The sequence below is a fragment of the Rhodococcus cerastii genome, assembly GCF_033042195.1.
Taxonomy (GTDB): Bacteria; Actinomycetota; Actinomycetes; order Mycobacteriales; family Mycobacteriaceae; genus Rhodococcoides.
This window is the reverse complement of the sequence record NZ_JAWLKF010000010.1, coordinates 180,342-194,842: the sequence shown is the minus strand read 5'-3', so window position 1 is coordinate 194,842 and position 14,501 is coordinate 180,342. Positions and strand designations below refer to the sequence as shown.

Here is a 14,501-nt window from a genome sequence, read left to right as displayed (position 1 = left end):
TGCTCATGCTGGTCGGACTCATTTCGGTAGATCCCTATTCTAAGCGGGTCCAGTGTCCGAAATCCCTGGGCCGATCACTCGGCGTACGAGCCGAAGGCTGGGTTGGCCAAACATTCGGGTGGCTAATTTACGGACACTTCGGTGTGACCATATTTATCGTCCTAGCTGGCTGGCTGCTCGCTGGAGGTGTTGCAGCTCACCGAGGTAGCCAACCTGGCGGCTGGATCAATTACATGATCGAGCGGTCGTGGCGGATCATCCCGCCCTACTGGATCGCCCTTGCGTTCTCGATCGTTCTGGTCATCGTGTACATCGGCGAGAAGACCGGAACCCACTGGGATCTCGTGGTGCCGACCAACCAAAAGAGTTGGGCCGTGAATGCGCTGCTTCTTCAGGACGTACTGCCGGTGCAGAACGTCGCCTACACCTTCTGGTCAATTTCTCTGGAATGGCACATCTACTTACTGTTACCGATTATCTTGCTACTGCGTCGACTGTCGGGGCAATGGTCGGTTGCTGTCGCTGGAGGAGTAGCGATTGGTCTCGCAGGTCTCGGCTTGTTCGTAGTAGCACCTTCCGTCTTCGGACGTTTTCACTTCGAGTACTACGTACTGTTCGCACTCGCGGTTGGCGCGAAGATCGCCACTGTGAACTATCCGCACATCGTCGCCAAGGTTCCGCTCCGGTCGCTCGCCGCTTTGGCTGCCGTCACAGTTGTCGCACTGTGCGCCATCCAGCCTTACCTATGGGTTGAGGCGCGCTACTGGTGGATCGACATCGTCGGCGGCGTCGCCGTGGTCGCCTTGATTGCGACACTCGACGGAGGACAGGCCGGTCCTGTGCGGAGAGTCTTATCTTGGCGTCCGCTGGTGTTTACCGCCTCCTTCTCGTACAGCCTGTACCTCATACATGCCCCACTCCTCCAGGTTGGTTGGCAAGCGTTGGTTCAGCCACTCGACTTGGACCGGCCTGCGCAGTGGGCACTAATTGCGCTGGTGATTTGCCCTGCCGTGCTCGGTGCCAGCTACGTTTTCTCCCGATTCGCCGAGCGACCGTTCACGCGTAGTGGCCGAGCCAAGTGGCTGCATCGCCACCAGCCCCGGCGGTCAGGCCGATCAATACGGCATGATGCCACCATGCATAAATCTGTATCTGTCGCCGTCGTATTGATTGTCGTATTGGGTGTGGCAGTCGTGGGCGGTCTTCTGTACGACCGGCACCGCGGCGAGGTTACGACCGAGGAACCGGCTACGGCCACGGCCTCGACTCCGGCTTTCAACCCGCTTGGAGACGTCTCTGGCCGACAGATACTGACAATCCCCGAGAACCCTCAGGTTCTCATCATGGGCGACTCGTACACCGAGGGCTACGCCGCAGCCGATCAGCTGGAACAGGGTTGGGCCAGGCTGGTCGTGAAACGACTGGGTGGCATCGGGATCGTCGATGGTGTCGGCGGGACTGGTTGGACGTGGGGAGGCGGCGACACCGGTACCGATCCGCTCAAGTACAGCGATCGGATTGCGCGTATCGCCGCCGAGGGCAGCCTCAAGCCCGACGTTCTCTGGATTCAGGGCGGTCAGAACGACTACCGGGCCGACCCGGAAACCCTGTCCAACACCGTCGTCGCCACCATCGAGCAGGCCCGCGCCGCATGGCCCAATGTGCAGGTCGTCGTCATGGGTCCGTCCGCTCCACAGCCACTCGGCTACGAGCTGCGAGTGCCGAACGATGCGATCATCGCGGGAGCGATCGCAGCGAAAGCGGCGATCATCAACCCGACTGCACGGGATTGGTTCACCGACGAGAACTCCCCCGGGTTCGCCTATAGCGACGGTGCCCACCTGAACACCGAGGGGCACCGCTACCTCGCAGATCGGGTGCTCTCGTACATCCCGGAGCTCGGGTTCAAGCTCACTGCCGACCAGACCGGCTAACTCACACCGGCTCGCACCGCCAACTCTGCTGCCGCCAACTGGCGACCGACCGGGCGAGGGTGGAGTCCATCTGTGTCGATCAGATCCGCCAGTGGGCGACCATCTGCGAGGTAGGCGATGTAGAGATCGAGGAATCCCCAGCCCTTGCGCGCCGCCAGTGTCAGCAGCTCGGCGAGCCGAGTCTGATGTTCCTGCCCTTACGCGGCCTCGTTCGGCCACGTCGACAGGTGCGGGTTCTGCCCGACCGCCCGCCCTCGTTGTGGGAGTCGTTGGAGATCGCGGCGACCTGCCCGTAGTTCGGGGTCTCCATCTTCAACCGAGTGCGGTTCGTGCGGTAGTCGATCGCGGCACCGGAGCGTGACCCGTTGGTGGAGATCATTGTCGGTGCACCGCCGAATGTGGTGTTCGCTTCGCGGTACCGCTCCCACAGCTCGGGTAGCGGGGGGCGCTCAGGGGACCTGCCAGGTTCGCTACCGGCTGCCAGCCTTCGCCGCCGATCTCGAAGTAGGTGCCGACGGATTGGTGCAGAGCTGGGTAGTCACCGCTATACACGTGTGGGGCCGAGCTGCGTCCAGGTCACCGCGTCTTCGGAGGGGAAGAACTTCACCGATTGACTGGTGCCGACGACGATCTGCACCGTGAATCTGAACCACGTCGCGCCAGCCGGGATAACGGTCTGCGAGTCCATCCGCTCATCCCATCCGGTCCCGCCCTTCGAGAACGCCAGCGCGAGATGCCCGTTGGGGAGGAGCCGGAAGCGGAACTGGTTCTGGGTGCCGTAGGTGATGTTGTCGCCGTTGTAGCGGGCGCAGAGGACGCGCTCGTTCGAGCTGGCGGCGATGTCTTTGACGTGGATCGCGAGGTCCATGTTGCCGCTGGTGAATGCGCCCTGCCCGGTGTCGGGTACATAGCGCATCGAACGCCCCGCGAATGCCGCGTAACGCCTCCCGGCTACCTGATTCTCGATCACAACGTACGGGTCGAGCTGCTCGGTCGTCAGGTTCCACGAGCGGGCGAGGATCATGTAGTTCGGGAACGCGGGCGCGATGTGGTCGCGGAGGAACCGGATAGGCCAGGACTCCTACGCCGGATCTGGGTTCGCGCCGTCGCTGTTGCCCGTTGAGTCGCCGCTGAGCCACAGCGCCGTCGAGCGGCCGAGGGCGAGATCGCGCGTCAGCGGCGCAAGCGACGGCATCGCCGTCCTTCGTTTGATCTCGCCGTAGATATTTCCTATCGCCGCCAGCATCCCCTGATAAGGTGCGTGACTCGCGTCATGCACCCGTTCGCTCACTGCTCGATGAGCGGGCCAACCGGGCGGTACGGCATGATGCTCGGTATGAACAAGAGCGGGGAACGTCGTCGTCTGGAATGGGCGCGCAGCGGGTGGGGAGTTGGCGAAATCACAGCCCTGGCCATCGCGATCGCCCTCGTCTGCGCTGGGGCATACATGAGCGTAACGAGGGAGGCACCTGCGTACGTGTCCACCTACATCCCCGACGCAAACGCGGGCAAGCCCGTCCCGCCTACAGTGACAATGCCGGAGAGCCCCCGCGTGCTGTTTGTAGGCGATTCGTTCACCGAGGGATACGGGGCGGCCGACCGGAGTCAAGGTTTCGCCCCCGCCTCGCAGCCCTTGCTGGTTGGACCGACTACAAAATCGACGCGGTCGGCCTGACTGGATTCATGAGACCCGGCGCGAACCCAGTAGCCCAACGAACCTATTTGGACCGCATCAAACTCCTGCACGACACCAGCGCATACAACCCCAACGTCATCATCTTCCAGGGCGGACTCAACGATAACGACTACGCGGGAAGACAGTTGCAGAGAGCCGTCCAGGACACCCTGGCTCAAGCGAAAGTGTTCTGGCCGGATGCTTCACTGATCCTCATCGGGCCGATCACTTTCCGTGACACCCTCGCGCCCGTGACTGAGTCGTACAAAAACGGTGCCTACGTCGCGAAAATCCCTTTCATCGACCTGAACAGACGGCCCGTAATTAAAGAAGCAGACAACGCTCGCCTGACCATCCAGGACGGGTGGCATCCGAACAGTGAAGGACATGCGCTCATCGCCGCCGAGGTTCGATCAAGAATCGACGCGGTCACCGCGTAACGGCTACGCCGCCGTATTGAGGTGCAGGCCGTTGATGTAGATGTTGTCCTCGAATACGTTGTTGCTTGCGGCTGTGGAGAACCCCGGTGAGCTGCCGTACGCCTTGCGACTGTTGCGCGTATTGGCCCCTCGAAGGGTGTTCCCTAGGACGATGTTTTGACGGACGGGGCTCGCCCGCCGCGCGCGGTGTGGTTTACCGTCGAAAACACGATTCCGTCCAGTCCCAATACTTCGATCCCGTGGTGGTGGAAGGTCGGAGCGACTGGCAAAGACCCCGACCATAACACCGGTTTCCGAGGATCTGGTTCCGTTTCACATGCCCCACAGTCCGATGCCGTAGGTTCCCGCGTCGGACACCCAGTTTCCCATCGCGGTGTTTCCGAATGCGGGTACGCCGGCTCTTCGGGCTCGGATCCGACACCGCTGTCGCTCTACTGGTCACCGTCGGAGACAATCCCGAACGCCTGAAGTCAGAATCATCATTCGCACACCTCTGCGGAGTAGCACCGATCCCTGCATCATCAAGCAACATCAACCGCCACCGACTGCACCGCGGAGGTGACTGGGGCGACAATCAAGCACTCCACACAGCAGTAATCGTTCACCTGAGGTTCAGCGACAGAGCCCGCAATTCTGCAGATCGCCGCAGGTCAGAAGGCGAAACAATGCCTCAGATCATCCGATGCCAGAAACGCTATCTCGCCCGAGAAGTTTTCAGCGCACTCCGGCACGATTAACCGGCTCTCGCCACTTGACATCTATAGGAGCGTCCTTGGCCACCTCCCGCAGGGCATCCTTCTCGAGCTCGGCGTCGGCGAGCAGGCGTTTGAGCCGGCCGTTCTGCTCGCGGAGCTCCTTGAGTTCCTTCGCGGCGTCGGTGTCCATCCCGCCGTACTGGCGACGCCAGTTGTACAACGTCGCCGCCGACACCTCCAGCTCAGCCGCGATCTCCTCCTGCGTCTTGCCCGCAGCAGTGAGCTCGTCAGCGCGCCGAAGCTTGCGCACGATGTCCTCGGCAGAGTTCCGTTTCCGTCCAGCCATGTTCTCCATTGTCCTATCCACCCACTTCAGGGGCAACAAGACTCGGAAACAAGATGTCCCTGTTCTCCGGGGACACGCCACTGTCACCGTCGATCAACCCGAGAGGTGCAATACGCATCCATCATTTTCTCTCCAGCAACTGTCGAATCAATTTAAACACGCGAAACTAGCTGCTTATTGAAAACTTCCCTCTCATGTAGCGGGTCAGATATCTCCTATCCTTCTGGCTTTCAAGGTGGGATATTTGGAGCTCCAACTCGGTCCTATACTGCGACTGCTGCAGCGAAGTCGCGTGTGTATCCAAATTCAACCCAAGAACGGAGTTCAGGCAATGTACATAAGCCCGGTTCAAACTTGGGTCCGAATGAACCTCGCGCTGCCAATTCGATCCTGCGGTAACTTGCTTAACGTGGTGACGGTACGCAAGGACCGGTGTTCCGCCACGCTCAATCGGCACCCCTGAGGATGACAAGCGAAGCCACAGCTCGTAGTCTTCCGCGGGCCCCGGACGGTACCCGCCAGCTTCCTCAATGACCTGCCTTCGCCCATACAAAGTTGAGTGAGCCACCGGATTTGAGATCAATAAAGCTATGCGCATGGCCTCGGGGCTGATCCTAGCCGGGATCGACGGCCTCGGCACAGGAAATCCGGCTCCAAAATGAACTACAGTCCCGAATAGAATTTGGGATTCCGAGCGGTCGATTTGCCGCCTTTGAAGCCAGAATCTATGAGGAATGCAGATATCATCCGCATCCATCCTTGCCACAAAATCGCTATCAGTATGTCGGAGAAGTTCATTTAGCGCATTAGCCACACCGCCACCTGCGCTGTTCGGAGATTCCAGCACGCGGAGTCGTTTATCACCGATTTCACCGAGAATGAGACCGGTCGAATCCGTGCTGCCGTCATCGAAAATCACCAGCTCAGCGTCCTGCGGCATCGCCCGGAGAGTCGACACGACTGCACTCTTGATAGTCGATTCTGCATTTCGAACAGGAAGCAGGATGCTTAGCTCTGGCATTGCTGACTCTCCAGTCTTACGTGCACCGAATGACGCGAGCCGGGTTTCCGACCGCGACCGAGCGGGGGGGTACGCTTTTCACGACCACCGCACCAGCGCCGATAATGGAACCGCAGCCCACTGTAATGTCGCCAATTATGGTTGCGCTCGCGCCGACCGTGACCCCGTCCTCAATAACAGGCACCCCTCCCCCTGGGACAGATTGCCCGATGGTCACGCCGTTCCTCAGCGTCACATTCTTACCAATTACGCAATGGTCATGGACAACCAGGCCGAAGCCGTGAAATATAGTCAACCCGCCGCCGACCACGGTTTTCGGGCGCAGTTCCATGCCAAGGATAAATTCCGTTACGAACCGATACAAAAGCTGGCCCGGAAGAGAAGACTTCCGATACCTCGGGCCTTCACCCATCATCGCTTTGGTCGCCCTGAACGCCGTGAGAATCAAAATCGATTTCGGGTCTCGGCGGTTCGCTCGGAGGTCGGCGCGCCACTGATCGTACGTGACTTCGATAGATCCTAGCATCGCGCTACGTTCACTTTGTCCTCGGTGATGTCCAATTTTATTCTCGTTCCGTATTCTGATCAGTGCCGTTTAGAACTGCTTCCGCCAAGCCTACTTGCACCGAGAGGCAGGCGCAGCGAGCCCACCTGCTCACGCGTTGCTCACCGACAAGGTCCTCCTTAGGTCTACATGGACACGCTGCCAGTGCCGGCCAAACCGCCCGTATAGTTGCCAGGTCGACGCGATATGAACGTCATTCTCACTTCCACGGCCCCGGCTCAATCGACCTACACCTGCGTGCAGGTTGGCAAGGGGACGTGAAGAGGCACTCGGATTCGTGGCGTTTTGTCCCAGGTTCGGCCGACGCATTCGACGTTCCCGTCACTAATCTTGCTGTCCTCTAACACTCTCGCTAGTTAATGTTTGACAAATATTTTGTTAACTTGGAACGCAATGTAGCGTTGAGGGAGAGAGCAAAAGTAGCCGCGCGGTCAAGTGCCAAGTTCCCGAAAAAGGTCAGTCCTACCATACGACGCGCCCTTGCCATATCGCCGAAATGGCTCCACGATGATCGCCCAGTCCCTGCACCCGAAGTATCGAAATCGCAAACAAGCTCGGGTACAACAATCGGCGGCTGCACCAGCACTGCGCGCAGGATGTATAGCTGGTCCGCGGCGAGTCCGAAGTCTGTGTCATACGGCCCTAGCGCAGCTATAACATCGCGACCGAAAAAGCATGCTTGATGGGGAACCGACTTGTAGCCAAGTGCAAATTTATGCAGATTGAACGGGGCTTCTCCAAATAAGCCCTGCAGTTGCCCATCATTGTTCACAAGGCGCGCAAACCCGTACCCCCACGACTTTCGAGGATCCTGACATGCATCCAGCACTTGCTGAATCGCATCGGTCGAGCCAAATCTGTCGGTTGAATGCATGAACCAAAGTAAATCGCCCCGTGCCCTGGAAATTCCTTTGTTCATCGCGTCGTAACGCCCCTCGTCAGGCTCCGACGACCACTGCATGTTGGACGGCCCGCCCTCATGCAGCGAGAGGAGGTTCTCAACAGTGGTTCCAGATCCTCCGTCCACAACTAAATGCTCAATATCGAAGCTCCCGACCTGACTTCTCGTGCTGTCGATCGTCTTCAGCAGTCCTTCCGGGTCTTTATAGCTGATCGTGATCACCGACACCAACGGCCTCAATTCAACTCTCCTTCGATTATTGGACTTCGTTGACATGTGACCGCTTACTCCCAGTTCCAGCCGCGGGACCCGCGCCGCAACGTGGCTCCAGCCCGGCCCACTCAGGCGACCACATACCGCTAAGTAACTGTCCCCTGTTCAAGACGACCGCGTCCATTGTTGATGACACCTACCGCCCTGCGAGTCGTGCCCCCTACATACCCCACAGTGTGTTGCCGAGCCGACTGTCCTGCAACCGCCTACTCTCGGTTCGGACGAGAGAATGAATTCTGGCTTGAAAGCCCTGACGCCACCGCCAACCAACGGACTACATGCACGTCTGAACCTACCGCAACCGAAGCGTCGACCGGGATCGACCTCACGACCCCGACCACAAGCCCTAGCCGGCAACGACCATAGCCATTTGTGAGCTAGTCCGCCCGATCTTCGACCGCCACTCCCTGCGGCCTGAGCCGATGCTCGATGGCGTAGGTCCCGTCACGACGACTAGATGATCGAGTTCAGGTGTCCATAGGGTTCGGGCATTCACGATCCGGCGTTACGCCGTTGTCATCTCGGTAGACGCGTCGAGAAGGCCTCAACGGAGCGGACCCTTGCGGCGGTCCTCACCAGAACCGCCAGGTAGGCGCGTTCACTGCACCCCAACGCAGCTACCTCGCAATGTCGATTCAAGGGGGGCGATAGTGCCAGGAAATAAGTACCGTTGACCGCCCAGCAGCCCCACGCTGGCGGGTAACTTCGTCATCACACCTGAACGTCACCTGCATGCGAGACCTCATCCGATCGGCCGACTCGAACTTTCCTTGCCTAGCCGTTAGTCTCGCAACTAGCTCCGGCTACAAGCGTGTTTGCATAGCATTGACAGACGGCCAGTCCAGCAACGACGGTACTTACCAGACAGGAACAATCGATCATGGTGGCGCTAAGATTCGGGTTCATTGACGAGCGGCGCTGCATGCTGCCGCGACAGCGCCCTGCTTTAGTTTTGTGACCGAACCCGTTTGTCGCGTCCAAGGCGTCTCGTCATGACCGAACACGAAATCGACGTTCCCCGACGACCGGTAGTTTTTGTTGGCAAAGTACCGTTTCTGGTATCGACACTAGATCAAGCAGTTGCCACAACAATCAATCTGGCAATAGCTAAAATTGCCGAGCCTGTTCGACTGTCCAACGCGTACTGCGTTGCCCTCGCGGAAAATGATTCAATCTACGAGAATCTGTATGCGAGCGGAGGCCTCACATTTCCTGATGGAACACCAATTGTTTGGTTTATGCGCAGATTTAAACACTCCCGGAAGTCGCAGCGAGTTCGCGGTCCGTCGCTATTTGGCGAGACATTACGCCAAGGCGTTGGGTCGGGTGTCAAGCACTACTTTCTGGGTACGTCTGAGGACACGCTCACGAAAATGCGCGAACAGGCTCAGATTTTGGCACCGGGCGTGAAGATCGCAGGCGCTTATGCCCCACCTTACGCCGAGCTCGACACCGACTTCGTCGCGAAGTGCGCACGCGAGGTTACTGACACGGATGCAGATCTCGTTTGGGTTGCACTTGGCACACCTAAGCAGGATTTCTTGAGCGCCCAGCTCGCACCGGCAACCGGTCGGCCCTGCGTCGGAGTCGGTGCAGCGTTCGATTTTCTAGCGGGAACAGTTCGCGAAGCGCCCGTGTGGATCCAACGATCGGGATTCGAATGGCTTTTTCGTCTATCCCAGGATCCGAGAAGGCTTTGGCGTCGTTACTTGATCGGTAACATTCGCTTTCTGACTGCTGCGACCAAAGGGTTGTTTCGTCGATCATGAAAATTGCGCTGGTACACAGCTTTTACTCGTCTTCGCAACCTAGCGGCGAAAACTCTGCGGTCATGGACCAACTTGCTGCGCTTGAACGGCATGGATTTGAAGTAAGACTGATATCGCGCAGAACCGACGACTTTTCTGGCCCTGGACACATCCTCCGCGCTGCATCCACGGCTGCAGGATTCGGCGGACCCGATCCGTCGGCCGAACTCGAGGCATTCGCCCCCGATATCGTTCACGTTCACAATCTCTTCCCCAACTGGGGCAGTAGCTGGCTCAAGCACTGGGGGGAAAGGGCTGTCAGTACTCTTCACAACTTTCGGCCAGTGTGCGCCAACGCAACTCTCTGGCGCGATGGGTCCAAGTGCACCGAGTGCATTACGCACGGATCTGTTCGTTCTATAATTCATGGTTGCTATCGGGACTCTAAGATCGCCAGCATCCCATTGGCAGTGAGCACGCGTTCCGCCGGAAAGTACTCTGCGCTGATACACGAAACCGCCGCATCAATTGTTTTGAACTCTGAAGCATGCACTTTTTACCGCAGCATATTTCCCGACTCAGATTTTACCGTGTTGCCCAATTTTGGCCCGGCTCCCACCAAGTCTCGGCTAAAAAACCTGCCGGAGCCAAGTTTTATATACGCAGGTCGTCTTGTGGCCGAAAAAGGGGTTCGAGATCTGCTTGAAAATTGGCCAGCCGATGTAGTCCTCCACATCTACGGCTCCGGCGACCTCGTTGAGTATGTCGAGAATGTGGCAAGTCGGAAGGCTAACGTCTATTTCCACGGTGCCCAACCACGCGAGACGGTGCTGAATGCGCTTATTTCAGCTACGGCGCTAGTGCTCCCGAGCCAGTGGCCGGAGGGTATTCCTACGATTGCGCTGGAAGCCCTGGGCAGCGGGACTCCGGTTATGGTCTCTGCGACGGTCAGCGCAGCGGAAACAATTATCGCGGATGGCGCAGGCGTAATCCTCGATTTCACATCACCTGCATCATTGCTTAGCGCGATAAGAAAGGTGTCCGAGAGCGGCCTCGAAATGCGTGACGCAGCTTATGGCCGGTATCAACAGAGCTTTTCCAGTGTTGCTTGGCTCTCGGCGATAGTGCCTCTTTACGAGCGTATCGCGTCCGCGTCCACGTAGCGTTTTGAACATCATCGGCAGGCATGCACAAATGCAAATGAAGCCTTCTAGACATGGCGAGCTCGATAGGCATGGTGTCACCAAAAGATTAAGCAGTACAAGACGATTAGCTATGTCACCTTCTCTGCAAATATATTCGCCAGCTTCGAGCTGATACGGATATGCCGAGCTGCCATAAAGGCTGTCGGCCCCAACTGAAACACTCCCACTGCAACCACAAGAGCAAGTATCGCACCGGTGGCTCCCATAGTCCCCGACAGAGCGACGGTTGCGACCATTGAAACCGATGCCATGGCTATCACAATCACGGCCTGGACGCGCAGGCCGTTTTGGTCGTTAAGCACCACCGCCGACGGTTGATGCGCAGCCGACAGGAAAACGTACGCTGCAGACGCGACAAGAAGACCGACGGGAAGCTCAACCGCGCTGTCAAGTAGAATTCTTGACACGAGAATTAGTGTGAGAACCATAACGCCAGCGCCTGCAGCGCCCATAATTGCAAACCCACAAATGTGCTTGTAGAGACTACTGGGTTGCATTCGGCCCATCTGGGACCGGTACCGTGGCCAAAGCGACTGCGCAATTACGCCGATTATCGACAAGACCGGCAAAAGATATTGCACAACAAGCGAGTATCGAGCCAGTTCGATCCCATCCGCACGATGGGCAAGAATGAGTCTCTGCGCCTGGAAAGCCAGAACCAGTCCAATTGAAATAATTAGAAATGACGACGACTGGCCGAGTATTCTGGATATCCTGAAGCCTGGGGGCATAGACATCACGAATGCGGGTAGGCGTATTCCGAACTCCGAAAGCGACTGCTTACGTCCGTAGCAATCTGTGACCACGGCCACGAGCAAGAAGGCCAATGCCGGTACGATTGCGACAACTGCGGCGGAGTTTAGAACGATAGCGAGCGGAACAACAAGCAAAAGCTGCACTACCGGGTTCAAAATTGCAATCTTCGTGACGGCGTCCATCTTTTCATAGCCTTGCAGCAACCGGGCGCCTACACCCAGCGGCAGTGAAACTCCGATTACCACCATCACAACGAAACACGAAAAATTTGCTTCGCGTGAATCATCCGGCAACCCAAGGAGCGTCGGCCAGCCGACAGTCAGAGCTATCAATCCGCTCGCAATGGTAAGAAATGCACCGACACGGAGTAGTATGCACCGGACACCAACATAGACATCTGCGAGTTGTGAATAGGTTTTCCGCCCGTGTGCCGCATCTGCAGTTGCATTCAACATTGCAACTCCGAGCCCGAGATCTGCGAAGGGCAGCATGATCAGGAGAGCACTGAGAAGCGTGAAGACAGCAAATCCCGATGGTCCGAACTGGTCCACAATTATCCATGCTGCGACCGTCCCCGATACCGCGCCGCCGACCAAACTGACAAGTCGAAACCCGCCGACCCGCGCGAGCGACCCCAACAGGGGCCGAGGAACCGAAGCTCCGAGATGCTCAGGAGCGCTCGCGATGGTGCCGTCCGTACGTTCGTTCAAAACGCGTCGTTGGCTAGGCATAGCGTGGACCAAAAGCGCTGCCCGAGACAACGTACGTGGCCTCCGTACACAGCTCGCTTGGTACACCGTCGCGAGGCACCGAGTCGATCGGGTAAGCGCTCATCGTTTTTGTCTTGCCCTCGTTTCGACCAAAAGTCATCTCGATGTATCCGTCCTGGGTCAGCTTGTGCTGAATGCGGGCAGCTGGCGTCCGACGTGGCAACCGGTCACCTCGTATGCGATGCACGGCCTTAGCGGGCACAGCCGGAATTTCGATGACAGATGTCAAGTGTACGTCGAAGCTACCCACTCTCGCTTGCCCGGTGCGGTGGGCTGCGGCCATACGGAGGGACGACTTGAAGCCGCGATTGGTAGGCGAATCGCACCACACAGTTCGGACCTACCGAGAGAATCAGGGCTGTGGTGAATCCGTGATTGCTTCGATGATGCATTGGCCTAGGCCAACCTCGAACGGCGGCCCCCATGGAATCTGAACCTGCCAACACTCGACAGTCGCCGCGATTTGTGACATCTCCCGAAAGTTCCGCAGCAGCCAACCATGATCAACCCATCCAAGCATGCGTGGAGCCGCCAGAAGCTGCTTGAGCGCATCGGCGGAAGCCATCCTGCGAGCGACAACGCTACCGATGTCACGCCTCGGCAGCGGAAACACGATTGCTCGCAGTGGGAGGTTGTCCTCGACCGCCGTCGGGCAGGATACGGCGGTGCGTCCGTCCGAGGTTTCCCGGTAGGACGCAACCGAGCTTCCTTGACACAACGATGCCGAGTTGGCTCGCAGCCGGAGCTCGCTGGCAGAGACGAAGACGGTCGGATTCGGTTTGAGGTCCACGCGAAGCAAATCATCGGAAATCAGCGGATATCCGGCTTCCGACAGCAATGCAGCAACTGTTGACTTACCCGAACCCGAAGGACCGACTACTGCCACGGCTGCTCGACCCACTTTCGCAGCGCTAGCGTGCAACACCGTGTGACCCCTCAGTCCCAGCCACATTGCGATCAACGCCCCCGCAGCCATGACATCGAGGATGTAAGGGTGTTTCGCCTGTGGGTCAGGGTGAGCTGCAAACACGCTACTGTCCGCGCTAGCCACGAAGTGGCCGACAGCAGGCACCAAGAACCGAGTCTCGCCATCGAGCACCTCGACCCGGTGCCCGCGGCCACCCTCATCGACAAGCTCGTTCGGTACATCCGCACCCGAACGAGGTTGCGGTACCGGATTCGGCTCACCTCTCACGATAGAGAGGCCGACCCTACGATCACTTTGCGAGTCGAGGGGTAACTTCAAATCGAGATCGCTCGAAATCGTATATCCGTGGGCTCGGTACAGATTCATTTCTTCCGTCTCCTGAGAACCAAGAAGCAGGCTGGCGTGTCGTACCATCCGAACAGTGACGGCGACGGCCACCCAGCCGACGCACAAATGGCGTATCGCGCGGACCCTGAACCAGGCATGACGGTATCAGCCAAGCCCCTGGAAGGAGCTACATGAACTCCAAGGCTTCCAGAACGGCTGGTCGGACCACCAAGCAGTTCACCACTGCAGTTCGGTTGGCCGCTCTGGTCGTTTTCGTTGAGTTGGCCCTCCGAATCAGTACCGTCGAACGCGTATGTCGGCTTCTCAATGTGTCATTCGACGTCTCTACCCGTGCCTCCAGCGATCTATACGACCTCTCGGATCCCCATGTGGTGCGCAGCCAGCGACGCGTAGAACGAGTTTCGCGTCGGATCGGCATGGGCGACCGCTGCTTACGTAGATGCATGGTCCTCGCGATCGAGATTCGAGGTCACGCTCCAGTACTCCGCATCGGGGTACGTCGATCGAATGACAAGAGGTTCGCCGCACACTCGTGGCTCGAGATCGGAGGCGGCAGCCTGGACCCGGAAGCCGAGCGCTACCGGCCGGCAGTAAACCCCCACCGTGCATCCTGACTACGGATTTACGCAGCTCAGAGCGAGGACAGTTTCGAGTTCAGATGCTAGCCTGCACGTGGAGGGTCACTTCTAAATCCGGGTCAGCGTTGCAAAACACCTCGATGAAAGGTTTCGCATGGACAAGCAGCAGTACACAGCACCATCGATCGAAGACCTCGGCACCATCGAAGAGCTGACGATGGCGATCAACGCGTCATTAAGGGCCGACAGCAAGACTGGGCTTCCCTTCGGCGGTTCATGAGACCTTGGTGGTTGGGCTGGCAATCCCGCCCATCCACC

Annotated in this window: 15 protein-coding genes; 8 read left to right on the top strand and 7 right to left on the bottom strand. The window is 58.3% G+C overall.

Annotated elements, in window-relative coordinates; all coding sequences use genetic code 11:
• A partial coding sequence (locus R3P93_RS17965; protein ID WP_317533632.1) for an acyltransferase family protein occupies positions 1 to 1,934 on the top strand: 1,934 nt, incomplete at its 5' end.
• Positions 1,935 to 2,094: 160 nt separating this feature from the next.
• On the opposite strand, the gene R3P93_RS17960 is transcribed toward R3P93_RS17965, so the two are convergent.
• Both R3P93_RS17960 and R3P93_RS17955 read right to left on the bottom strand, forming a co-directional pair.
• Positions 2,095 to 2,313 carry a hypothetical protein gene (locus tag R3P93_RS17960; protein WP_317533631.1) on the bottom strand — a complete coding sequence of 73 codons (219 nt, stop codon included), beginning with the start codon at positions 2,311 to 2,313 and terminating at the stop codon, positions 2,095 to 2,097.
• Between the two features lie 165 nt (positions 2,314 to 2,478).
• Positions 2,479 to 2,958 carry a hypothetical protein gene (locus R3P93_RS17955; protein WP_317533630.1) on the bottom strand — a complete coding sequence of 160 codons (480 nt, stop codon included), beginning with the start codon at positions 2,956 to 2,958 and terminating at the stop codon, positions 2,479 to 2,481.
• Positions 2,959 to 3,302: 344 nt separating this feature from the next.
• Between R3P93_RS17955 and R3P93_RS17950 the strand changes: the two genes are divergently transcribed.
• Both R3P93_RS17950 and R3P93_RS17945 read left to right on the top strand, forming a co-directional pair.
• Positions 3,303 to 4,049 carry an SGNH/GDSL hydrolase family protein gene (locus tag R3P93_RS17950; RefSeq protein WP_317533629.1) on the top strand — a complete coding sequence of 249 codons (747 nt, stop codon included), beginning with the start codon at positions 3,303 to 3,305 and terminating at the stop codon, positions 4,047 to 4,049.
• Between the two features lie 383 nt (positions 4,050 to 4,432).
• Complete coding sequence (locus tag R3P93_RS17945) at positions 4,433 to 4,786, top strand: transposase (RefSeq protein WP_317533628.1); 354 nt, start codon at positions 4,433 to 4,435, stop codon at positions 4,784 to 4,786.
• Here the strand turns inward: R3P93_RS17945 and R3P93_RS17940 are convergent.
• Both R3P93_RS17940 and R3P93_RS24645 read right to left on the bottom strand, forming a co-directional pair.
• Positions 4,764 to 5,090 carry a transposase gene (locus R3P93_RS17940; protein ID WP_317533627.1) on the bottom strand — a complete coding sequence of 109 codons (327 nt, stop codon included), beginning with the start codon at positions 5,088 to 5,090 and terminating at the stop codon, positions 4,764 to 4,766. The two genes, R3P93_RS17945 and R3P93_RS17940, sit on opposite strands and share 23 nt — an antisense overlap.
• A gap of 166 nt (positions 5,091 to 5,256) precedes the next feature.
• Positions 5,257 to 6,111, bottom strand: a complete 855-nt coding sequence (locus R3P93_RS24645) for a glycosyltransferase family 2 protein (RefSeq protein WP_394855328.1) — start codon at positions 6,109 to 6,111, stop codon at positions 5,257 to 5,259.
• Between the two features lie 259 nt (positions 6,112 to 6,370).
• Here R3P93_RS24645 and R3P93_RS17935 point away from each other — a divergent pair, with 259 nt between their 5' ends.
• Positions 6,371 to 6,634 carry a hypothetical protein gene (locus tag R3P93_RS17935; RefSeq protein WP_317533626.1) on the top strand — a complete coding sequence of 88 codons (264 nt, stop codon included), beginning with the start codon at positions 6,371 to 6,373 and terminating at the stop codon, positions 6,632 to 6,634.
• Between the two features lie 394 nt (positions 6,635 to 7,028).
• Here R3P93_RS17935 and R3P93_RS17930 read toward each other — a convergent pair whose 3' ends face one another.
• Entirely contained in the window at positions 7,029 to 7,799 is a 771-nt protein-coding gene (locus R3P93_RS17930) for a glycosyltransferase (protein WP_317533625.1), read from the bottom strand.
• Positions 7,800 to 8,842: 1,043 nt separating this feature from the next.
• On the opposite strand from R3P93_RS17930, the gene R3P93_RS17925 reads away from it, so the two are divergent.
• The gene (locus tag R3P93_RS17925; protein WP_317533624.1) at positions 8,843 to 9,619 is read left to right on the top strand and encodes a WecB/TagA/CpsF family glycosyltransferase; all 777 of its coding nucleotides are present in this window, start codon (positions 8,843 to 8,845) and stop codon (positions 9,617 to 9,619) included.
• Entirely contained in the window at positions 9,616 to 10,761 is a 1,146-nt protein-coding gene (locus R3P93_RS17920) for a glycosyltransferase family 4 protein (RefSeq protein WP_317533623.1), read from the top strand. Before R3P93_RS17925 ends, R3P93_RS17920 begins: the two co-directional genes overlap by 4 nt.
• 110 nt (positions 10,762 to 10,871) lie before the next feature.
• On the opposite strand, the gene R3P93_RS17915 is transcribed toward R3P93_RS17920, so the two are convergent.
• Both R3P93_RS17915 and R3P93_RS17910 read right to left on the bottom strand, forming a co-directional pair.
• The gene (locus R3P93_RS17915) at positions 10,872 to 12,110 is read right to left on the bottom strand and encodes a polysaccharide biosynthesis protein (protein ID WP_317533622.1); all 1,239 of its coding nucleotides are present in this window, start codon (positions 12,108 to 12,110) and stop codon (positions 10,872 to 10,874) included.
• Between the two features lie 571 nt (positions 12,111 to 12,681).
• Positions 12,682 to 13,623 carry a hypothetical protein gene (locus tag R3P93_RS17910; protein ID WP_317533621.1) on the bottom strand — a complete coding sequence of 314 codons (942 nt, stop codon included), beginning with the start codon at positions 13,621 to 13,623 and terminating at the stop codon, positions 12,682 to 12,684.
• Between the two features lie 152 nt (positions 13,624 to 13,775).
• Here R3P93_RS17910 and R3P93_RS24640 point away from each other — a divergent pair, with 152 nt between their 5' ends.
• Together R3P93_RS24640 and R3P93_RS17905 are read left to right on the top strand one after the other, a co-directional pair.
• Complete coding sequence (locus tag R3P93_RS24640) at positions 13,776 to 14,219, top strand: lasso peptide biosynthesis B2 protein (protein WP_394855327.1); 444 nt, start codon at positions 13,776 to 13,778, stop codon at positions 14,217 to 14,219.
• 118 nt (positions 14,220 to 14,337) lie between these two features.
• Positions 14,338 to 14,463, top strand: coding sequence for a hypothetical protein (locus tag R3P93_RS17905; protein WP_317533620.1), 126 nt, complete (start codon positions 14,338 to 14,340; stop codon positions 14,461 to 14,463).
• The last annotated feature ends 38 nt before the right edge of the window (positions 14,464 to 14,501 follow it).